A 21,860-nucleotide genomic window follows, 5' to 3' on the forward strand; every position below is an offset into this window, starting at 1 on the left:
CTCGCTTCATCGTCGGCAAGGCGCGAGACAAAGGATATATAGCGTCAATCCCTGCGGATGGCGCTGCATACCTCTGCCGCGTGCTGCCCGACCCGGTAAGCGGGTCAGGCCGGGGCGCCCGATGCGCCAGCCTGGCCGCCAGAACCGGCCTGGCCGCCAGAGCCACCCGTCCCAGCGGCGCCGGCCGTACCGCCCGCGCCGCCCACTCCGGGGCTGCCACCGTTGACTTCGAAGACTCCGTTGGCACCGTTACCGCCAACGCCGCCGTTGCCGCCATCGCCGTTTTGGCTGCCCTGCGTAGTCTCACCCCGGCCATCTGAAGCGCCCGGGCTGCTGGTGCCCGCGTCACCACCGGCACCACCGGCGCCGCCGATGCCGCCGCTGCCGTTATTGCGATAGATGTCGCCGTTCGCACCCGCTCCGCCGTCGCCGCCGTAGGCCCCGTTGCCGCCGATGCCACCGGTGCCGACGCTTCCGGCGTTACCGCCGTTACCTCCGCGCCCGCCGTTGCCGCCATAGCCGTTGTTGGCGTCGATCCGGCCGGCCCGGCCGTTTCCACCGGTACCGCCGTTCCCTCCGGAACCGGCCTGTCCAGTGGCGGCGCCGGCATTGCCACCGCTACCGCCACTGCCACCGTTTCCGCCGTAGCTGTTGTTGGCGGTCGAGGTGCTGTCAGCACCGTTGCCTCCGTCACCGGCATTGCCGCCACTGCTGACGATCGGTCCGACCGTGCCGACCGACCCGTTCTGCCCGCCGTTGCCGCCGTTACCGCCGTTACCGCCGTAGCCGTTGTTGTGGCCCAGCTGACCGTTGTCGCCACGACCACCGTTACCGCCGTTGCCGCCGGCGCCGGCTTGGCCAGTGCTGTTCGCGGCGCTTCCTCCGGAGCCGCCGTTACCACCGTTGCCGCCGTAGCCGTTGTTGTAGCCGACTTGGCCGTCCGCTCCGTCTCCACCGGCCCCACCGGTGCCGCCGTTGCCCACCTGGCCCGCAGAGCCCACCGTGCCGGCCAGCCCCCCGGTCCCGCCGCTTCCGCCGTTGCCGCCGTAGCCGTTGTTGTAGCCGACTTGGCCGTGGGCGCCGGCGCCACCCTCGCCGCCGACTCCGCCGTTGCCTGCGGTACCGGTGCCGTTGCCAGCGTTGCCTCCGAGACCACCGGTTCCACCCCTGCCGCCTTGGCCGTTGTCGTACGTCACGGCGCCGGCCGCGCCGGTTCCGCCCGCTCCACCGTCGCCGCCGTTGCCGGCCACCCCGCCGTGGCCGACAGTGCCGGCCAATCCACCGGTTCCGCCGTTGCCGCCCTGAGCTCCGGTGCCACCGTTGTAGCCGCGCACGCCGTCAGCGCCATCGCCACCGGTACCACCAGTACCGCCGTTGCCGACCTGTCCGGCGGCTCCTCCGGCACTGCCGCCGTTACCACCGGTGCCACCGGTGCCGCCGTAACCGTTGTTGACCCCGAACTCGCCAGTGGCGCCCGCGCCGCCGGCACCGCCGTTGCCGCCATCACCGACCCCGCCGTCCGAGCCTATGACCGAACCGCCCAGGCCGCCCTTCCCGCCGTTGCCACCGTTACCGCCGTTGCCGCCACGGCCACCGCCGGACTGCATAGCGGTGGCGTCCGCGCCGTCGGCTCCGTTACCGCCCGTGCCACCGGTGCCGCCGTTGCCGTGATCGCCGCCGTTGCCGCCGTTGCCGCCGGCACCACCGTTGGCCGCGGTCTGGCCGGTGGTGGCGGGAGGAGCCGGGGTGTAGCCAGCGCCGCCATCGCCGCCGTTTCCGACAATGACTCCGGTGGGGGCGCTGCCGGAGGTACCGGCCTGGCCACTGCCGTTCGATCCGGCTCCCGCCGTACCTGCGGCGCCACCGTACCCGACGTTGCCGCCGTTTCCGCCGTTGCCGCCGGTGGTGTGGGTGGCGATTCCGGATGCACCGTTGCCGCCGTCGCCGGGGTTGGCGCCGTTACCCCCGCTGCCGGCATTGCCACCCGTGCCTTGCGCTCCGGCGCTGCCGCTGCCGTTATTCAGTGCGCCCGCCGCACCGCCGTCGCCCCCGTTGCCGCCCTGGCCGCCGGCTCCGCCGTTGCCGCCGTTGCCGCCGTTGCCGGTCCCGCCGTTGGCGAAGCTGCCGGTAGCTCCGTCATTGCCCTTGCCGCCGGCGCCACCGGTAGCTCCGTGACCGCCGTTTCCTCCGGACCCCGCATTGCCGGCTTGGGTGCCGCTCGCTCCGCCCGCGCCACCCTGGCCGCCGGATCCACCGGTGCCGCCGGTGTTGCCTGACGCCCCTGGGTTCTGGCCGTCTGCGCCCTGAGCACCCGTGGTCCCATCGCCACCGTGGCCACCGTTACCGCCGTTGCCGCGGTCACCGCCGTTGCCGCCAGCACCACCGTTACCGCCGTTGGTGCTCGCTGCAGCGTGGTCGTCACTGCCGGCGTCGTAGCCGTTGCCACCGTTGCCGCCGTTGCCGACGACACCGGTCACACCGCTACCGGCAATTCCCTCTTGGCCCGCATTGCCAGTACCTGCGCTGCCGCCGGTCCCGGCCGCGCCACGCTCTCCACCCGCGCCGGCCGCACCGGCGTTGCCGCCATTGCCGCCGTTACCGCCCGCGAGGTGAGCGGCGTCACCGGTCTTCCCATCGCCGCCATCGCCGGGGGTGCCGGCGGCGCCGCCGTGACCACCATTGCCGCCGTTACCGTTGGCGCCTGCCACGCCGCCGGCTGCCGTGGAAGCTCCACCGTTGCCGCCCGTACCACCGGCACCGCCGGCGCCGCCGTTGCCGCCGTCGCCGGCGTTGCCGCCGTGGGCACCCGCCTCGGCGTTTCCATCGCCGGCTGCGTCGTAGCCGTCGCGGCCTTCGCCACCATTGCCGCCTTGGCCGCCGTTGCCGCCGTTACCGCCGGCGCCGCCGACTGCACCGGTCCCCCCATGACCGCCGGACCCTGCTGCGCCGCCCCTGCCGCCTTCTTGACCGTTATCGCCGAGGTTGACTCCATTGAGGCCCTGGTAGCCGGCGCCGCCATCACCGCCGGCACCGCCGTCACCGCCGTTGCCCTGGGTGCCGTTGAACCCGCTGGCGCTGCCATCGGCGTTCCGGCCGCCGTTACCGGCCGCACCGCCGTTGCCGCCGTTGCCGCCGTTGGTCCCGGCGCCGCCGTTGCCACCCGGCGCGGTCGCCTGGCTGCCATCAACACCATCGGCGCCGCGGCCGCCGGCACCACCATTGCCGCCCTTGCCGGCGGTGCCATCACTGCCGGTAGCGGCCTGACCACCACGACCCGAACCACCCACACCACCAACACCGGCGTTACCACCAGCGCCACCAGCGCCACCGGCCTCACCATCAACCGAGGTATTGCCGTTGCTCAGACCATCACGGCCCGCGGCCCCATCAGTGCCATCGGCACCACTGCCGGCATCGCCACCAACACCACCAACACCCGCCAAACCATCGGTGCCCGCCGCACCATCAGCAGCCCGCGTGCCATCACCCCCGACACCACCAGCGCCCGCAGTGCCCGCCACACCCCCGGCACCACCATCGCCACCAGCACCACCAGCGCCACCATTGCCGCCAGCAAGACCAGCACCAGACTGACCAACACCACTACCGCCGTGACCACCGGCACCACCATCGCCACCATTGCCACCACTGCCCGCGTTACCACCCACGCCACCAGCACCGGCAACACCATCACGGGCACCAGTACCGCCAACACCACCAGAACCACCGACACCACCATTGCCACCACGACTGCCATCGGTGCCATCGCCACCGCGGTCACCAGCACCACCATTGGTCGAGCCGGCGGTCCCAGTAGCGCCGTTCGAACCGGCATCGCCATTGCTGCCGTTGCCACCGTTGAGGCCGTGACCGCCGCGACCGCCGGCGCCACCATTGCCCCCATCACCATCAGAGGCGCGGGTAACACCGTCTGCCTGTAGGCCGCCTTGGCCGCCGTTGCCACCAGCACCGCCGGCACCACCAGCGGTGCCATCGATTGCGCCGTTGGTGCCGTTTGTGCCGTCGAGTCCGGTGCCGCCCGCCCCGCCGTTGCCGCCCTTGCCGGCGGTGCCATCACTGCCGGTAGCGGCCTGACCACCACGACCCGAACCACCCACACCACCAACACCGGCGTTACCACCAGCGCCACCAGCGCCACCGGCCTCACCATCAATCGAGGTGTTGCCGTTGCTCAGACCATCACGGCCCGCGGCCCCATCGGTGCCATCGGCACCACTGCCGGCATTGCCACCAACACCACCCAAGCCCGCCAAACCATCGGTGCCCGCCGCACCATCAGCAGCCCGCGTGCCATCACCCCCGACACCACCAGCGCCCGCAGTGCCCGCCACACCCCCGGCACCACCATCGCCACCAGCACCACCAGCGCCACCATTGCCGCCAGCAAGACCCACACCGGACTGCTCAAAACCATCACCGCCGTGACCACCGGCACCACCATCGCCACCGTTGCCACCACTGCCCGCGTTACCACCCACGCCACCAGCACCGGCAACACCATCGTGGGCACCAGTACCGCCAACACCACCAGAACCACCGACACCACCATTGCCACCACGACTGCCATCGGTGCCATCGCCACCGCGGTCACCAGCACCACCATCGAGCGAACCCGCAGTCCCGTCGCCACCGTCAGAACCAGCCCCACCATTGGAACCGGCACCGCCATTGGTGCCGTTGCCACCGTTGAGGCCGTGACCGCCGCGACCGCCGGCGCCACCATTGCCCCCATCACCATCAGAGGCGCGGGTAACACCGTCTGCCTGTAGGCCGCCTTGGCCGCCGTTGCCACCAGCACCGCCATTGCCACCAGCGGTGCCATCGATTGCGCCGTTGGTGCCGTTGGTGCCGTCGAGTCCGGTGCCGCCCGCCCCGCCGTTGCCGCCCTTGCCGGCAGTGCCGTCGCTGCCTGCTGCGGCGGTGGTGCCGTTACCGCTGTCGCCGCCGGCGCCGCCGGTGCCGGCGTTGCCGCCCTTGCCGCCGTCTTGTCCGGCATAACCGCCGGTGTGCTGCGCAGTGCCGCCTGCGCCATCGGCACCATCAGCGCCGGTGCCGCCGTTGCCGGCGTTCCCACCAACCCCACCAATACCGTGGGCACCGGTGCTCGAGCCGGTCCCGCCGACTCCCCCAGCGCCACCGGCGCCACCATTGCCACCGCGGGTGCCATCAGCACCCGGGGTGGCCCCATTAGTGCCGTTGAAGCCGCTGCCGCCGCGGCCACCACCGCCACCAGCTCCACCGGCACCATCAGCAGCCCGCGTGACCCCATCAGCTTCAACACCCCCGGCGCCGCCGTTACCGCCAGCACCGCCAGCACCACCCGCAGTGCCATCGGGGTTGGTTGCGTTGCCGTTCACACCGTCGAGGCCGGTACCACCGAGGCCACCGGCACCGCCCTTACCGGCCGCGCCGTCACTGCCGTTCGCCGCCGTGGTGCCGCCACCGCTGTCACCACCGGAACCACCAACACCGGCGTTACCGCCCGCGCCACCATCACCACCGGCATGGCCGGCGGTGTGCTCAGCGTTGCCGTTGGCGCCGTTCGCGCCGGCGGCGCCGTTGCCACCGTTGCCGGCGTTACCGCCGACCCCACCAGCACCGTGAGCACCCTCGACCGTGCCGGCGCCGCCGACACCACCAGCACCACCAGCGCCACCATTGCCGCCGCGGGTGCCCGCCGAGCCCGGCTCATCACCATTAGTCCCGTTGAAGCCGCTACCACCACGGCCACCGGAGCCACCGGCGCCACCATTGCCCGTCGTGGCCGCCGTGGTGCCGTCGGCCTCTAGACCACCCTGACCACCCTTGCCGCCGGCCCCACCGGCGGCACCCGCGGTGCCGTCGGGGTTTTCGGCGGTGCCATTGACCCCGTCGAGGCCGGTGCCACCGTTACCACCGTTGCCGCCGATCCCGGCGAGGCCATCGCTGCCGCTGGCGGAGGTAGTGCCGTTACCACTGTCGCCGCCGGCACCACCCTTGCCGGCGTTGCCACCATGGCCACCGTCCTGGCCGGCATACCCGCCCGCATGCTCGCCATCGCCACCAGCGCCGTCGCCACCGTCGGCGCCGTTACCCCCGTTACCGCCGTTACCGCCCAAGCCACCAACACCGTGAGCACCGTCGATCGAGCCGTGCCCACCCTGGCCGCCGTTACCGCCGGCGCCACCATCACCGGCATGGGTGCCATCACCGCCCGGGCCATCGCCGTTGTAGCCGTTGAAGCCGTTACCGCCGGCGCCACCATCACCACCAGCACCACCGGCGCCTTGGGCGGCGTGGGACCCATCGGCGGTCAGGCCCCCGGCGCCACCGTCGCCACCATTGCCGCCGTGGCCACCACCGGTGCCATTGATCGCCTCGGCGACACCATTGGTGCCCAAGAAGCCATCCCCACCGGCCCCACCATTGCCACCCACCGTGGCCGACCCATCAAGGCCATCGGTGGCCTGGCCACTGCCATCACCGTTGGTTCCGCCGACACCGCCGGCACCAAAGTCCCCACCCTTGCCGCCGGCACCACCATTGCCGGCATCGGGATGCGCGGCGCTGCCGGCCGCACCTTGGCCACCGGCACCCGCGGTCCCGGCGTTGCCACCATCACCGGCGGCCCCGCCGGCACCTGCAGTGCCTGCGGTGCCGTGCGCCGCGGTTCCCGCGGCACCACCGGTGCCGCCCTGGCCACCGGCACCACCATTGCCGGCATCACCACCAGCGCCACCATTGCCATCACCACCATCAGCAAAGGAACCCGTGGCGCCCTCGGCACCGGCACCACCAGCGCCACCGGCTGCGCCCTTACCACCGGCACCACCATTGCCGGCGTTGCCGCCCACCGCACCACCGGAGCCGCCCGCACCACCATTGCCACCAGCACCACCAGTGCCACCAGAAACCCCGGAACCACCAGCAGCCGTGGCATTGGCGCCGGTCAGGCCGGTGAAGCCATCCCCGCCGAGGCCACCGGTGGCGCCGTTGCCGTGCGCACCGCCATCACCGCCGGCCCCACCATTGCCGCCCGCGGCGCCCTGGCCGTTAGTCAAGGTGCCGGTGCCGTTGCCGCCGTTACCGCCGACCCCACCATTGCCACTGTTCCCGGTCGGGACCAGACCATCGGCGCCCGGGCGTCCGGCATTGCCCCACATCCAGGACATGAACTTCTCACCCGCGGCCCCACCGGCGCCGGCAATGGTGCCGATCGCACCGCCCGCGCCGCCATCGCCACCATCGCCGCCACCGAGGAGACCGTCACCACCGAGGCCACCAGCGCCACCATCGCCGGCTAAGCCCGCATTACCGCCCACACCACCATTGCCGGCAGCACCGAAGTGCCCACCGACACCACCGACACCACCACGGCCACCGACACCGCCATCGCCACCGACCCCACCGACGCCACCATTGCCGCCCAGATCATCGATGCTGACCGCGCCGGCACCACCGGCACCACCAGTGCCACCAGTGCCGCCAGCACCACCAGCACCCCCCAAGCCGCCCAGACCGAGCACGAAGCCGGCCGCACCACCAGCGCCACCATTGCCACCCACCCCACCAGCGAGGCCATCGGCGCCCGAGGAACCATTGAGCGCACCCAAAGCGCCCTCGAAACCAGCTAGACCGGTGGCACCGACCGCGCCCGCACCACCAGCACCACCAGCACCACCAGCACCACCGAAGCCCAGCAGGCTGATCACATCACCGCCGGCACCACCATTGCCGCCAGCAATCAACGCATCCAGTGATGCCCCGCCGGCACCACCGGCGCCGCCATCACCGAACAACCACCCACCCACACCACCAGCGCCACCATCGCCGCCCTCAACACCGACACCACCGGTGCCGCCATTGCCGAACATGCCCGCAGCGCCACCAACACCACCGACACCACCAGCAATCCCGGCCACGCCCGCAGCACCGGCACCACCATCGCCGAACAAGAAGCCGCCATCACCGAGGTTTCCAAACCATCCGGTGGAGCCGAAGATCGTGTCATTGGACCCGGTGAACCCATCGACACCGTTACCGATCAACTCCCGACCGAACAAGTCCACAAACGGCTGGTTGATCAAGTCCAAAAACTGCTGATTACCAGCAATGAAGTCCTGCGTCAGGTCATACAGCGGCAGATACAAGTCATCGTGATAGAACGACGCCACCGCCAGATCGAACTGCTCAAAAGCATCAAACAAGAAGTTGCCCGCATCCGCAGCACCCGGCTCACCCCACCCCGCCCACAACACCGAACCCGGATCGGTCAACTCCGACCAAAACACCGGATCCAACACATCAAGACCATCCGCCGACGCCACCGGCGCCGGCCCCACCCCAAACCCCAAAAACGCGGCCACGACACTCGACGCAGCAGCTACGCGATGCCCCACGCGCGGACCGGACGAACGAACAACGTCGCCGCACATCTGCCGGCCCTTCGAACGGCCAAGGGCCTTGCTGTTGTGCTGACGAGTCACGTCTTACCTGCTCTCGGACCGGCGTGTCCTCAACCTGAGGAAGCGGACAGATTCCGCGAAGACGGAAGCTACCGGCGAGTAGCAGGGCCCGCCACTCAAAAATGGAGAGAAGTGTCTTGTCGTGGACAACATACGACCGAAACAGTCATAAAACGCCTGGTCGCATTCACTTTAGAAATGAAGTCCATCACTATGGACTAAAAAAGTGAAATCACTCATAGGCTTACTAACGGAAACGTCAATTTCGGCCAAGAAAAGGGGTCGCAGCCCTTCGGCGACCGACCAATCCGGACTGCCCTAGGGGGCCTAGGGTAATCCGTACGCGACTTTCGTCCACCCGAGTGCCATCTTCGCCACCGCGGGCTTTCCGGCGGCGTTCCAGCCCAAGAAGCGAGGATCGGGTCTGCCGACGTCACCGACTAGCACGCCCGCGCGCCGCCACACCTGACTCTCAGATCCCGACGGGTCGAGCTACGCACTGGACCAGGCGACCCCGCCTGATAAGCGAAGAACGAGTCACCCCAGATGTGACGGCCGACGAAAGCCGCTGCACATTCGTGGCGACGGCGTCAAGAAGTGACGTCCCGTCGTGTCAGCGGCTCGCCACCATGGCGTGCAGTTCGTCGACGGTCCAGGGCGAAAAGCGCTGGTGATCGCGGTATCCGAGTACCGCGGGAACCGGGCGTTCGAAGCGGCCCAGGAAGCCACCCGAGGCCAGGAACACCGATCCGCTCACCCCGGCGGACAGATCGCTGGCCAGGTAGGCGTACAGCGGGGCGACGTAATCGGCGGGGGCTGGATCCAGCGAAGCCTGCATGCTGATCTCATCCAACAGGCCTCTGGCGTTCAGGTCTCGGATGTGTTTCTCATAGTCGTCTCCGGTGGACAACCGGGTCTTCGCGCCAGGACAGACGACGTTCGCCCGCACCCCGTAGGGCGCGAGCTCCGCGGCCACCGCCACGGTCAGGCCGTTGATCGCGCCCTTGCCGGCGGGATATCCGGTGCCGCCGTAATCGCCCAGAAATGCCACCGAGCCGCTGTTGACGATCGAGCCTCGGCGCTGCTGGGCCATGATCGGCGCGGCCGCCCGGCAGGTCTGAAAGGCCGTGCCCAAATGTGCGTCGAGCAGATCGTGGAACTGCTCGGTGGACACCGACAGGATCGAGGAGCCGCGGGGTTCGGCGACGCCGGCGCAGTTGATCAGCACGTCGACGCTGCCGTATTCCTCCCGACAGGCCTGGACCAGCGCCACGGCGGTCGCCTCGACATGGGCCGCGCCGGCCAGGCCGACGGCCCGCCCACCCGCTGCGGTGATCGCTTCGGTGGTGTCCTGCACCGCCCCCGGGTCCCGGCCGTTCACCACCACTCCGGCACCGCAGCCCGCCAGCAGCTGCGCCACCGCTCGGCCGATGCCGCGGCTGCCGCCGACCACAACGGCGCCCCGCGCGACGAGCAGGTTCTGCGTCACTCGCCCTTCTGCTTATCCAGCACGGCTGCGACGTTGGCTTTCTTGTCCTCGCCCTTGCCCGCGGCAGCGGCCTTGTTGCGCTTGGCAATCACCTTCTCCACCACGGCGTTCAGCCCGGATCCGCGCGGGAAGCCGACGTAGTGGGTGATGAAGATGGCCATCTCGCGCAGTTCGTCCTCGGTCAGCTCGCCGTTGTGCAGGGCGGCGTTGACCTGGATCTCGGCCAGGTCCTTCTCCCCCACCGCGGTGACCACCGTCAGCGTCATCAGGCGCTTGTCGCGCATGGAAAGCCCCGGGCGGCTCCAGATCCGGCCGAACAGGTGGTCGGCGGTGAGCGCGAAGTACTCACCCGGCATATCGGGCATGTCCCAGGCGTAGACCTCGTTCATCTTGGCCAGCCCGGTACGGCGCAGTTCGTCCATCAGATCTCTCCCGGTTCTTGAAAAGCGGAGTCCTCGCTGTGCGGCACGCCCAGACCGGCGGCGAGTTCGGCGAGCGCCACCTGGGCGAGCGGAAGGTCGACCCCGGTGGCCTGTCCCAATCCCAGTGCGAGACTGAGGTCTTTCTCGCCGAGTCCCCGGGTGTGGGTGAAGGCGTTGTACAGGAAGTGGTCCGCCGGCAGCGGTGCGGTCGAGTCCAGCAGCATGATCGCGCCGGGGCCGCCGGTGAGCGCATCGGTGTGGCGCACCACCCGGCCCAGCGCCTGCAGATCGAGTCCGGCCGCCTCGGCCAATTTCATGGCTTCGCCGGCCGCCGCGTAGGCAGTGAACGTCAACATGTTGCGCGCCAGCTTCATTCGGGTTCCAGCGCCGGGCTCCCCGGCGTGGATCACCAACGATGCCCACTGCTTGAATGCCGGCTTGATCTGCTCGTAGACCGCGCGATCGGCACCGACCATGGTGGCCAGTTGGCCCTTCTCGGCCGCCCCGGCACCACCGCTGACCGGCGCGTCGATGACGTGAATGCCCTGCGGCTTGAGTTCCTCGGCCAGCTCGGCGGCCGTCGTGTCGGCGATCGTCGAGTGGATCGCGATGACGGTGCCCGGCTTCGCGGCGGGCACCAGCTCGGCGACCACCTGTCGGACCTGGGCGTCGTCGAGCACCGTGATGCTGATGATGTCGGCGTTCGCCCCGACCTCGGCGACGCTGCCCGCAACGCTGGCCCCGGCCTCGGCCAGTGGCGTCATCGCTTCGGTCCGCAGGTCGAAAATCGTTACGCCGCCGGGCCAGTCGACCAGACGCTTGGCCATCGGCGCACCCATATTGCCGAGGCCGATGTAGCCAAGACGGGGCTGCTGTTCCGGGCTGCTCATGAGCGGATGATCTGTCCGCCGTCGACGTTGAAGATCTGGCCGGTGATCCACGACGCTTGGTCCGACAGCAGGAACAGGCACATCGGGACGAGATCCTCCGGCGTGCCCATCCGGGCCAGCGGCAGCTGCTGCACCATCTGCTTGACGATGGCCTGTGGGGTGGTGACCCGGTTGGCCTCGGTGTCGATCGGGCCGGGTGCGATCGCGTTGATCCGGATGTTGCGCCAGCCCAGTTCACGGGAGAGCTGCTGGGTCAGGCCGTTGACGCCGACCTTGGCCAAACCGTAGAAGTTCGAGTACACCCATGCCGCGGTGGAGGACTGGTTGACGATCGCGCCGCCGCCCCGCTTGGCCATGTGCTCGTAGACGGCCCGCGTGCAGATCAGTGCGCCGTCCAGATTCACCCGCATGAAGTTCTCGTAGTAGTCCCACGGCACGGTCAGCAGGCCGTCGAGCTTCATCCCGCCGAAGATCGCGGCGTTGTTGACCAGGTAGTCGATTCCGCCGAACTCGGCCACGGCCGCATCCGCCATGGCCTGCGCCGATTCCAGGTCGGAGACGTCGACGCGTACCGCGATCGCCTTGCCGCCGTCGGCAACGATCTGGTCGGCCACGGTCTTCGCGCCGTCGATGTTGATGTCAGCGACCACCACCGCGGCGCCGTCGGCGGCGAGGGCCTGGGCGTAGGCCTGCCCGATACCGCCACCAGAGCCGGTGACGATAGCCACCTTGTCGTCGAATTGGCCCATCTGCTTGTTCTCCTTGATCCGGTACTAGTCGTTAGTTCGCTGCTGTCGCAATGGCTTTGATTTCCAGGTACTCCTCGAACCCGGCGACGCCCATCTCGCGGCCATTGCCGGACTGCTTGTAGCCACCGAACGGCATATCCGCGGAGTACCAGACCCCGCCGTTGACGTTGACGGTGCCGGCCCGCAGTCGGGCCGCTACCCCCGCCGCCCGCTCGGCGTCGGCACCGTAGACGGTGGCGGACAACCCGTAGGGCGAGTCGTTGGCGATGCGCACCGCGTCGTCGTCGCCGTCATGCGGGATCACGGTGAGCACGGGGCCGAAGATCTCCTCGCGAGCCACCCGCGCCTCGTTGGTCAGCCCGGCGATCACGGTGGGTTCGATGAAGAACCCGGCGGGCTGATCCGCTGGGCGACCGCCGCCGCAGGCAAACGTGCCGCCCTCGTCGATCGCCAGATCCAGATAGCTCTGCACCCGGTCACGCTGGCGCGCGGAGATCACTGGGCCGCAGATGGTGCCGGGCTTCGACGGGTCACCGGCCTTGATCGAGCCCATGGTGCCTGCTGCGATAGCGACCGCCTCGTCGTAGCGGGCCCGGGGCACCACCAGTCGCGTGGTGATCGCGCAGCCCTGCCCGGCGTGCAGGCAGACCGAGAATCCCGCGACCGAGCAGGCCGCGGCCAGGTCGGCGTCGTCGAGCACCAGGAAGGCGGACTTGCCACCCAGCTCCAGGAACACCTTCTTGATGGTGGCGGCGGCGTCCGCCATCACGCTGCGGCCGGTGGCGGTGGAGCCGGTGAACGAAACCAAGTCCACCCGAGGGTCTTTGGCGAGTGTGGCGCCCAGCGCGTGGTCGGTCGAGGTGACGATGTTGACCACGCCCGGTGGAATGTCGGTGTTCTCCGCGATCAGCTCGCCGAGCACCGCAGCGACCCATGGCGTGTCGGGGGCGGGCTTGAGCACCACGGTGTTGCCGGCGGCCAGTGCGGGGCCCAGCTTGGCCAGGTTGATCTGGTGCGGGAAGTTCCACGGGGTGATGGCGCCGACGACGCCCACCGCCTCCCGCACCACCGAGCGGCGAGTGGGGATGCCCATCGGCGCGGCCTGACCGAGATCCTGTGTCCACTCGTAGTTTTCGGCGGTGTCCGCGGCGAAACTGAGGTCGTTGATCGGCCCCTCCAGCTGCGCGCCGGCGGTCAGCATCCGGGGCGCGCCCACGTCGGCGATGGTCAGATCGCGAAGCTCCTCGACATGCTCGAGCATCGCCTCACGCAACTGACGTATGCAGCGCACCCGCAATGCGGTGTTGGTCGACCAGTCGGTCTCGTCGAACGCCCGGCGCGCCGCACCGATAGCGCGATCCATGTCGGCGGCGTCGGCATTGGCCGCCTCACCGAGCACCTCTTCGGTGGCCGGGTTGACGGTGGCAAAGCCGCCGGCTCCGCCCGAGGTCAGCTTGCCGTCGATCAGCAGCCGGCTTACGCCGTCAGCCAGTAGCGCCATCAGTCACTCCCGCAGCTTGGTCGCAGTCCCCGTGAAGAAACACTGCGAAAATGGACACATGTCCGTTATCACCGGCTCGAACCCTAGACCCAGAGTTGGCGCCCCCGCAACCCTCTGAGCCTGAAACCGTTGTTTCCCAGGGGACTTGCCTAACAAATCCACCTTCAGCTACGTTGGACACGTGTCCAGCGAATCGGTGGCGGCAGTCACATCGACGAACGCTGCCTTGGCTGACCCCGCAACTGCGGGTGCCACGCCCGCAACCCGCAATCGGCGCCAGGAGGAGACCTTCCGCAAGGTGCTGAGCGCCGGCGTCGAGATGCTGCGGGAGAAGTCCTATGCAGACCTGACTGTCCGCGCGGTCGCGGCCCGCGCCAAGGTTGCCCCGGCCACCGCCTACACCTATTTCTCCTCCAAGAACCATCTGATCGCCGAGGTGTATCTGGACCTGGTTCGTCAGGTCCCGTACTTCACCGACGTCAACGAGCCGATGCCGAGTCGGGTCAACCAGGCGCTGCGGCACCTGGCACTGGTGGTCGCCGACGAACCCGAAGTCGCGGCGGCCTGCACGGCAGCGCTGCTCAGCGGAAACAGCGACCCGGCGGTCCGCACGGTGCGCGATCGGATCGGCGCGGAGATCCACCGCCGCATCACCTCGGCGTTCGGTCCGGACGCGGATGCCCAGAAGGTCTCTGCCCTGGAGATGACCTTCTTCGGCGCTCTGGTCAACGCCGGCAGCGGCGCCTTCACCTACCACCAGATCACCGATCGGCTGGCCTACGTCGTCAGCCTGATCCTCGAATCAGGAGCACCGCGATGAGCCTGCAGACGGCACCACCCGTCCTCAACCCGTACGACTACGACTTTCACGAGGACCCGTTCCCGTATTACCGGCGCCTGCGCGACGAGGCCCCGGTCTATCGCAACGAAGAGCTCGACTTCTGGGCGATCTCGCGCCATCAGGATGTGCTGCACGGGTTCCGCAACAGCGAAGCGCTCTCCAATCGGGACGGGGTTTCCCTGGACCCGGTCTCCCGCGGCCCCCATGCCCAGCTGGTGATGTCGTTTCTGGCGATGGACGATCCGCAGCACCTTCGACTGCGCACCCTGGTGTCCAGGGGCTTCACCCCGCGCCGGATCCGCGAGCTCGAACCGCAGGTTATTCGGCTGGCGCGTCAGCATCTGGACAACGCGATCCAGCCCGGCTCCGACGGCACCTGCTCGTTCGACTTCATCAACGATTTCGCCGGCAAGCTGCCGATGGACGTCATCTCCGAGCTGATGGGCGTCCCGGAGGCCGATCGGGCCCGGATCCGGGAACTCGCCGACGGGGTGCTGCACCGCGAAGACGGGGTGACCGACGTCCCGCAGTCAGCGATCCAGGCATCGATGGATTTGATGACCTACTACAACGAGATGATCGCCGATTTCAAGAAGAATCCGGCCGACAACCTCACCTCAGCGCTACTGGAGACCGAGGTCGACGGCGACCGGCTCGGCGACCAGGAGATCCTGGCCTTCTTGTTCCTGATGGTGATCGCCGGCAATGAGACCACCACCAAGCTGCTGGGCAGTTCCATCTACTGGGGCCACCGCAACCGTGACCAGCTGACGCCGCTCTACGCCGACCGCTCGCTGATTCCGCTGTGGGTCGAGGAGACACTGCGCTACGACACGCCCAGCCAGATCTTGGCGCGCACGGTCGCCGAGGACTACACGCTGCACGGCACCACCATTCCGGCCGACTCGGTGGTGCTGCTGCTGCCCGGTTCCGGAAATCGTGACGAGCGGGTCTTCGACGACCCCGACGCCTTCCGGATCGGCCGCGACATCGGCTCCAAGCTGCTCAGTTTCGGCAGCGGCGCCCACTTCTGCCTCGGCGCACACCTGGCCCGGATGGAGGCCCGGGTGGCGCTCGACGAACTTTTCAGCCGGATCAGCGACTACCAGGTCGACGAGGCCAAGGCCGTGCGGGTGCATTCATCCAACGTGCGCGGCTTCGCCGACCTCCCGATCACCGTCAAGGAGGCATAAATGCCACGTTTCGACCCATCCCCGGACCGGCGGCCCGCCATCGTCACGGGCGCATCCTCGGGTATCGGCGCTGCCACCGCAGAAGAGTTGGCGGGCCGCGGATTCCCGGTAGCCTTGGGCGCCAGGCGTGCGGATAGGCTCGCCGATCTGGTCGCCAAGATCCGCGAGAATGGCGGCGAGGCGGTGGCGTTCCCACTCGATGTGACCGACGCTGATTCCGTCAAATCATTTGTGGCGCAAAGCGTCGACGCACTGGGAGAGATCGAGCTACTGGTCTCCGGTGCCGGCGACATGAATCCCGGCCGCATCCACGAGCTGTCCACCGAGGCGTTCAACGACCAGATTCAAGTACACCTGATCGGCGCCAATCGTTTGGCCACCGCGGTTCTTCCGGACATGGTCGCCCGCCAGCGCGGCGACGTGATCTTCGTCGGATCCGATGTTGCGTTGCAGCAGCGTCCGCACATGGGCGCCTACGGCGCGGCCAAAGCCGCGCTGGTCGCGATGGTGCACAACCTGCGGATGGAGTTGGAGGGCACCGGGGTACGCGCTTCCATCGTCCACCCCGGCCCGACCCTGACCGAGATGGGCTGGAAGCTGTCCGCCGAGCAGGTGGGGCCGATGCTGGAGGACTGGGCCAAGTGGGGTCAGGCTCGGCACAGCTACTTCCTTCGGCCGCAAGATCTGGCTCGCGCCATCGCGTTTGTTGCCGAAACCCCGCGCGGCGCACACATCGTCGACATGGAGGTGCAGCCCGAGGCCCCGCTGCGCGACACCGCCTCCGATCGCCAGAACCTGCAACTGGGTGAGGAAGGAATGCCGTCATGACCGTCACCACTGAGGTTCCCCGGGTCTCCGGGGGCGAGGCCGAGCACGGCCACCTCGAAGAGTTCCGCACCGATCCGATCGCGTTGATGCAGCGCGTGCGCGACGAATGCGGCGACGTCGGCTGGTTCGACCTGGCCGGCCGCAAGGTCGTGCTGCTGACCGGCGCCGAAGCCAACGAGTTCTTCTTCCGCTCCACCGACGACGAACTCGACCAGGCCGCGGCCTATCCGTTCATGACCCCTATCTTCGGCAACGGTGTGGTGTTCGACGCCCCGCCGGAGCGGCGCGCGGAGATGTTGCACAACACCGCACTTCGCGGCGAGCATATGAAGCGCCACGCCAGCACCATCGAGCATGAAGTGCGCCAGATGATCGCCGACTGGGGCGACGAAGGCGAGATCGATCTGCTGGAGTTCTTCGCCGAGCTGACCATCTACACCTCGACGGCGTGCCTGATCGGGCGAAAGTTCCGTGAAGAACTCGACAACCGGTTCGCCCAGCTCTACTACGAACTGGAGAACGGCACCGACCCGCTGTGCTACGTCGACCCGTACCTGCCGATCGAGAGCTTCCGTCGCCGTGACGAGGCGCGCGTCAAGCTGGTCGAACTGGTGCAGGGCATCATGAACGGCCGGCTCGCCAACCCGGAGTCCGACAAGAAGCGCCGGGACATGATCGACGTCATGGTGTCGATCCCGGACGAGAACGGCAACCCGCGGTTTTCCGCCGACGAAATCACCGGGATCATCATCTCGATGATGTTCGCCGGGCATCACACCAGCTCGGGAACCAGCGCGTGGACGCTGATCGAGATGCTGCGCCACCCCGAGGCCCATGCCGCGGTGATCTCCGAACTCGACGAGCTCTACGCCGACGGGGGCGAGGTGAGTTTCCATGCGCTGCGCCAGATCCCGAACCTGGAGAACGTGCTCAAAGAGACCCTGCGCATGCATCCGCCGCTGATCATTCTGATGCGGGTGGCCAAGGGTGAATTCGAGGTCTGTGGCTACCCGATCCACGAAGGCGACATGGTGGCGGCTTCGCCGGCGGTCTCCAACCGGATACCGGAGAACTTCCCCGAGCCCAATGACTTCGTGCCGGAGCGCTACAACGAACCGCGCGAGGAAGACGTCATCCACCGCTGGACGTGGATCCCGTTCGGGGCTGGTCGGCACCGCTGCGTGGGGGCGGCGTTCGCCACCATGCAGATCAAGGCGATCTTCTCGGTTCTGCTGCGCGAGTACGAGTTCGAGATGTCGCAGCCGCCGGAGACCTACCGCAACGACCATTCCAAGATGGTGGTGCAACTGGCTCGCCCCGCCAAGGTGCGCTACCGCCGGCGCAACAAGTAGAGGCCGAGGGAGCGCTGAAATGGGTAGCTACACAGTGAAGGTGGACCTGGACTTGTGCCAGGGCCACGCCATGTGCGAGCTGGAGGCGCCCGACTACTTCCAGGTGCCCAAGCACGGCAAGGTCGAGATCCTCGACTCCGAACCACCAGACGAAGACCGCCGCCAGATCCAGGCAGCCGTGCGGTCCTGCCCCACCCGAGCGTTGTCCATTGAAGAGAAACAGGATTGAACTATGACGTCATTTCCCCGCGAACAACTCGAAGAATGGGTCGAGCGTTGGCTGCAGGTCAATCGCGATGCCGAAGCGGCCGGTGACTGGCGGCCGCTGGCTGACTTCTACGCCGATGACGCGACCTACGGATGGAACATCGGCCCCAAAGAGGACGTCATGTGCGTCGGGATCGACGAGATCCGCGACATCGCGCTGGGTCTGGAGATGGAGGGGCTGGACAACTGGCAGTACCCGTATCAAAGGGTGATCATCGACGACAAGCAGGGCGAGATCGTCGGATTCTGGAAGCAGGTCGCGACAGACGCCGACGGCGCCGAGTCGGAGATCTACGGCATCGGCGGCAGCTGGTTTCGACTCAACGCCGACGCGAAGATCGAGTGGCAGCGTGACTTCTTCGACTTCGGTCACGTCCAGAAGCTCTACCTGGATCTGATGACCGCAGGCAAGCTCTCAGCCGGAATGCAGAAGCGTATCGAGCGCAGCCTGGCCGGCGAGAAGCTCCCCGGCTACTTCCCGCTGGGAACTTCTCCGGTTCCACTCTGGTAGAACACAACCCACTCCAGGAGAACTCGTGGCCATACGTGTCGCCCTGATCGGCACCGGCAACGCCGGGCGCATCGCCCTGCGCGGGCTGATCACTAATCCCGCCTACGAGCTCACCGGGGTGTGGGTCTCGACAGCAGCCAAGGTGGGCCAAGATGCCGGCGAGCTAGCCGGTCTCGACGTCCACACCGGCATCGCCGCCACCGACGACTTCGAGGCGATCATCGGCGCCAAGCCCGAGGCCGCGGTCTACTGCGCGATGGGCGATACCCGGCTGCCCGACGCGCTCAAGGACGTCTGCCGGTTGCTGGCCGCCGGTATCAATGTCATCGGGACCGCCCCGGGGGTGCTGCAGTATCCCTGGGGCGTCATCCCGGACAAATTCATCGCGCCTATCGAAGACGCAGCCCGGCAGGGCAATTCGAGCGTCTACGTCAACGGTGTCGATCCCGGATTCATCACCGATATGGTGCCGCTGGCCTTCGCCAGCACATGCCAGAACATTGAGCAGATCCGTTGCCTTGAGATCGCCGACTACGCGACCTACGACGGCGCCGAAGTCATGTTCGATGTGATGGGCTTCGGCAATTCGCTCGACAACGTGCCGATGCTGCTGCAGCCCGGCATCTTGAGCATCGCGTGGGGCGCCACGATCCGCGAGCTGGCCGCCGGATTGGGCGTGACCCTGGATGCCATCACCGACTCCTCGGAGCGCGAACCCGCTCCGGAGGCGTTCGATATCGCGGCCGGGCACATTCCCCAAGGCGGTGTCGCCGCACTCAAGTTCGAGATCAACGGCATCGTGGACGGCAAGCCGCTGATCGTGGTCGAGCACGTCACCCGGCTGCGCAGCGACCTGCGCCCGGACTGGGCGCAGCCGGCACAGCCGGGCGGCTCCTATCGGGTCGAGATCACCGGCGAACCGTCCTACGCCGTCGACATCTGCCCGACCAGCCGGCATGGCGATCACAACTACGCCGCGATCGCCGTCGGTGTTGGCCGGGTGGTCAACGCGATTCCCGCCGTCGTCGCGGCACCGCCCGGAATCGTCACCACCCTCGACCTGCCATTGGTCGGCGCACCCGCCGTCATCGCGACAACCACCGACTGAGACACGAAGACAACCACCACCACCGAGGACTGAAAGGCGGAATGCGCATGGGACGTGTAGACGGCAAGGTAGCTCTGATCAGCGGGGGTGCACGCGGTATGGGTGCGGCCGATGCCCGGATGCTGGTCGGCGAGGGCGCCAAAGTGGTGATCGGCGACGTGCTGGACGAAGAGGGCGCAGCGCTCGCGGCTGAGCTGGGTGACGCCGCGCGCTATGTGCATCTCGACGTCCGGGACCCCGAGCAGTGGGCTGCCGCGGTGAGCGTCGCGGTCGAGACGTTCGGGAAGCTGAACGTGTTGGTCAACAACGCCGGGACCGTCGCGCTGGGGCCACTGCGCAAATTCGATCTGGACCAGTGGCACAACGTCATTGACGTGAACCTCAACGGCACATTCCTGGGCATGCGCGCGTCCATCGATTCGATGATCGCCGCCGGCGGCGGGTCCATCATCAATGTGTCCTCGATCGAGGGCCTGCGCGGTGCGCCGATGGTGCACCCGTACGTGGCCTCGAAATGGGCGGTGCGTGGACTGACCAAATCCGCCGCTCTCGAGCTGGCCCGCCACAACATCCGGGTCAACTCGCTGCACCCCGGTTTCATCCGCACGCCGATGACCGAGCATCTGCCCGAGGACATGGTGACGATCCCGCTGGGCCGGCCCGGTACGTCCGACGAAGTCGCCACCTTCGTGCTGTTCTTGGCCAGCGACGAGTCCTCCTACGCCACGGGTTCGGAGTTCGTCATGGACGGCGGTCTGGTCACCGATGTTCCGCACAAAAATGGTTGACACTCGGTCATACACCTAGCCATCATGTGTATGCCCGGGCGAGGTTAGCGCTCCAGTGACAAACCAAAGGTGTTCGTCTTGACATCAACGCAATCAGCTTGTCCGTTCGGTTCTGGTTTCGACTTCACCGATCCGGACGTCCTGCTCCACGGCATGCCGATCACCGAGTTCGCCGAACTGCGCAAGACAGCGCCGATCTGGTGGAACGAACAGGCCGCACACAGCAACATCTTCGATGACGGCGGCTACTGGGTCATCAGCAAACACCAACACATCAAAGAGATCTCGCGCGACAACGACGTGTGGTCGACCAATGCCAAGGGCGCGGTCATGCGCCTGCCCGACGGCATCACCGCCGACCAGTTGGATCTGACCAAGGCGTTGTTGATCAACCACGACCCGCCCGAGCACACCCGGCTGCGCAAGCTGGTGTCACGGCTGTTCACGCCCCGCTCCGTGGGTGCGCTGGAGGAGAAGCTGGCCCAGTCGGCCCGCGAGATCGTCGCCGCGGCGGCCGAGAAGGACAGCGGCAATTTCGTCGACGACATCGCGATGCGACTGCCGCTGTTGGCGATCGCCGATCTGCTCGGGGTTCCCGAGGCCGATCGGGAGAAGCTGTTTCACTGGACCAACTCGATCATGAACACCGATGACCCGGATTTCGATTCCGATCCGGCGATGGCCAACGCCGAGTTGATGGGCTACGCCTACACCATGGCCGAGGAGCGGCGGCGCTGTCCGGCCGATGACATCGTCACCCGATTGGTCCAGGCCGACATCGACGGCGAATCCCTCGGCGAGACCGAGTTCGCGTTCTTCGTCATCCTGCTGGCGGTGGCGGGCAACGAGACCACCCGCAACGCCATGACGCACGGCATCAACGCCTTCGCCGAGAACCCCGATCAGTGGGAGCTCTACAAGCGGCAGCGGCCCGAGACCGCCGTCGACGAGATCGTGCGCTGGGCGACCCCGGTGCACTGTTTCCAGCGCACCGCGAAAATCGACACCGAACTCGGCGGGGTGGCCATCGGCAAAGGGCAGCGGGTCGGACTGTTCTACAGCTCGGCAAACTACGACGAAGAGGTCTTCGACCGGCCGTTCAGTTTCGACATCCTGCGCGATCCCAACCCGCACCTGGCGTTCGGCGGGCAGGGCACCCACTACTGCATCGGTGCCAACTTGGCCCGGATGGAGATCCGGCTGATCTTCGACGAAATCGCCAATCAGCTCCCGGATATCGCGAAGCTGGCCGAGCCGCAGCGACTGCGTTCCGGCTGGATCAACGGGGTCAAGGATCTGCAGGTCGCCTACCACGGCTAGGCCGTCGGCGGCGCGACTCGGCGGTGCGGGCCCAGGGGCTCGAAGGGGTTCGAACGAACCTTCCCGCCGCCCCGTAGTCGGTTATAGGCTCCGAGCAGGGGACTGCCGGACGTCCGGAAATTCAAAAGGAAAGCAG

The 21,860-nt window shown here is 67.8% G+C and carries 15 protein-coding genes; 9 read left to right on the top strand and 6 right to left on the bottom strand.

Annotated features, from left to right (window positions below):
- Window positions 1-104: 104 nt before the first annotated feature.
- The 6 genes from ACJH71_RS19370 to ACJH71_RS19395 all read right to left on the bottom strand — a co-directional run bounded on the left by ACJH71_RS19370 (window position 105) and on the right by ACJH71_RS19395 (window position 13,516).
- The gene (locus ACJH71_RS19370; RefSeq protein WP_406759605.1) at window positions 105-8,399 is read right to left on the bottom strand and encodes a PE family protein; all 8,295 of its coding nucleotides are present in this window, start codon (window positions 8,397-8,399) and stop codon (window positions 105-107) included.
- Window positions 8,400-9,078: 679 nt separating this feature from the next.
- Entirely contained in the window at window positions 9,079-9,954 is an 876-nt protein-coding gene (locus tag ACJH71_RS19375; protein ID WP_406759606.1) for an SDR family NAD(P)-dependent oxidoreductase, read from the bottom strand.
- On the bottom strand, window positions 9,951-10,376 hold the full coding sequence (locus ACJH71_RS19380) for a carboxymuconolactone decarboxylase family protein (protein WP_046286453.1): 426 nt from the start codon (window positions 10,374-10,376) through the stop codon (window positions 9,951-9,953). The genes ACJH71_RS19375 and ACJH71_RS19380 overlap by 4 nt, the downstream gene beginning before the upstream one ends.
- Window positions 10,376-11,266, bottom strand: a complete 891-nt coding sequence (locus tag ACJH71_RS19385) for an NAD(P)-dependent oxidoreductase (RefSeq protein WP_406759607.1) — start codon at window positions 11,264-11,266, stop codon at window positions 10,376-10,378. The genes ACJH71_RS19380 and ACJH71_RS19385 overlap by 1 nt, the downstream gene beginning before the upstream one ends.
- Window positions 11,263-12,015, bottom strand: a complete 753-nt coding sequence (locus ACJH71_RS19390) for an SDR family oxidoreductase (protein WP_406759608.1) — start codon at window positions 12,013-12,015, stop codon at window positions 11,263-11,265. The genes ACJH71_RS19385 and ACJH71_RS19390 overlap by 4 nt, the downstream gene beginning before the upstream one ends.
- Window positions 12,016-12,046: 31 nt before the next feature.
- Window positions 12,047-13,516 (bottom strand): aldehyde dehydrogenase, encoded by a 1,470-nt coding sequence (locus ACJH71_RS19395; RefSeq protein WP_406759609.1) that lies wholly within the window; start codon window positions 13,514-13,516, stop codon window positions 12,047-12,049.
- A 226-nt stretch (window positions 13,517-13,742) separates the two neighbouring features.
- Here ACJH71_RS19395 and ACJH71_RS19400 point away from each other — a divergent pair, with 226 nt between their 5' ends.
- From ACJH71_RS19400 to ACJH71_RS19440, 9 genes are all read left to right on the top strand, one after another.
- Window positions 13,743-14,336, top strand: coding sequence for a TetR family transcriptional regulator (locus tag ACJH71_RS19400; protein ID WP_406759671.1), 594 nt, complete (start codon window positions 13,743-13,745; stop codon window positions 14,334-14,336).
- Entirely contained in the window at window positions 14,333-15,550 is a 1,218-nt protein-coding gene (locus ACJH71_RS19405; RefSeq protein WP_406759610.1) for a cytochrome P450, read from the top strand. Before ACJH71_RS19400 ends, ACJH71_RS19405 begins: the two co-directional genes overlap by 4 nt.
- Window positions 15,551-16,378, top strand: coding sequence for an SDR family oxidoreductase (locus ACJH71_RS19410; RefSeq protein ID WP_406759611.1), 828 nt, complete (start codon window positions 15,551-15,553; stop codon window positions 16,376-16,378).
- On the top strand, window positions 16,375-17,730 hold the full coding sequence (locus ACJH71_RS19415) for a cytochrome P450 (RefSeq protein ID WP_406759612.1): 1,356 nt from the start codon (window positions 16,375-16,377) through the stop codon (window positions 17,728-17,730). The genes ACJH71_RS19410 and ACJH71_RS19415 overlap by 4 nt, the downstream gene beginning before the upstream one ends.
- A gap of 19 nt (window positions 17,731-17,749) precedes the next feature.
- On the top strand, window positions 17,750-17,959 hold the full coding sequence (locus ACJH71_RS19420) for a ferredoxin (protein ID WP_406759613.1): 210 nt from the start codon (window positions 17,750-17,752) through the stop codon (window positions 17,957-17,959).
- A 3-nt stretch (window positions 17,960-17,962) separates the two neighbouring features.
- A complete protein-coding gene (locus tag ACJH71_RS19425; protein ID WP_406759614.1) occupies window positions 17,963-18,508 on the top strand; it encodes a nuclear transport factor 2 family protein in 546 nt (181 codons plus the stop codon).
- 25 nt (window positions 18,509-18,533) lie between these two features.
- Entirely contained in the window at window positions 18,534-19,616 is a 1,083-nt protein-coding gene (locus tag ACJH71_RS19430) for a diacylglycerol kinase (RefSeq protein WP_406759615.1), read from the top strand.
- Window positions 19,617-19,663: 47 nt separating this feature from the next.
- Complete coding sequence (locus ACJH71_RS19435; RefSeq protein ID WP_406759616.1) at window positions 19,664-20,404, top strand: glucose 1-dehydrogenase; 741 nt, start codon at window positions 19,664-19,666, stop codon at window positions 20,402-20,404.
- Between the two features lie 78 nt (window positions 20,405-20,482).
- Window positions 20,483-21,724 carry a cytochrome P450 gene (locus ACJH71_RS19440; RefSeq protein WP_406759617.1) on the top strand — a complete coding sequence of 414 codons (1,242 nt, stop codon included), beginning with the start codon at window positions 20,483-20,485 and terminating at the stop codon, window positions 21,722-21,724.
- The last annotated feature ends 136 nt before the right edge of the window (window positions 21,725-21,860 follow it).

It is taken from the genome of Mycobacterium sp. SMC-15 (genome assembly GCF_045310925.1).
Classification (GTDB): Bacteria; Actinomycetota; Actinomycetes; order Mycobacteriales; family Mycobacteriaceae; genus Mycobacterium.

What these genes read in the sequence shown, in the direction of transcription:
- ACJH71_RS19380 (WP_046286453.1), bottom strand. Translation starts at nt 10,376, where the DNA reads ATGGACGAACTGCGCCGTACCGGGCTGGCCAAGATGAACGAGGTCTAC.
- ACJH71_RS19385 (WP_406759607.1), bottom strand. Translation starts at nt 11,266, where the DNA reads ATGAGCAGCCCGGAACAGCAGCCCCGTCTTGGCTACATCGGCCTCGGC.
- ACJH71_RS19390 (WP_406759608.1), bottom strand. Translation starts at nt 12,015, where the DNA reads ATGGGCCAATTCGACGACAAGGTGGCTATCGTCACCGGCTCTGGTGGC.
- ACJH71_RS19395 (WP_406759609.1), bottom strand. Translation starts at nt 13,516, where the DNA reads ATGGCGCTACTGGCTGACGGCGTAAGCCGGCTGCTGATCGACGGCAAG.
- ACJH71_RS19405 (WP_406759610.1), top strand. Translation starts at nt 14,333, where the DNA reads ATGAGCCTGCAGACGGCACCACCCGTCCTCAACCCGTACGACTACGAC.
- ACJH71_RS19410 (WP_406759611.1), top strand. Translation starts at nt 15,551, where the DNA reads ATGCCACGTTTCGACCCATCCCCGGACCGGCGGCCCGCCATCGTCACG.
- ACJH71_RS19415 (WP_406759612.1), top strand. Translation starts at nt 16,375, where the DNA reads ATGACCGTCACCACTGAGGTTCCCCGGGTCTCCGGGGGCGAGGCCGAG.
- ACJH71_RS19420 (WP_406759613.1), top strand. Translation starts at nt 17,750, where the DNA reads ATGGGTAGCTACACAGTGAAGGTGGACCTGGACTTGTGCCAGGGCCAC.
- ACJH71_RS19425 (WP_406759614.1), top strand. Translation starts at nt 17,963, where the DNA reads ATGACGTCATTTCCCCGCGAACAACTCGAAGAATGGGTCGAGCGTTGG.
- ACJH71_RS19435 (WP_406759616.1), top strand. Translation starts at nt 19,664, where the DNA reads ATGGGACGTGTAGACGGCAAGGTAGCTCTGATCAGCGGGGGTGCACGC.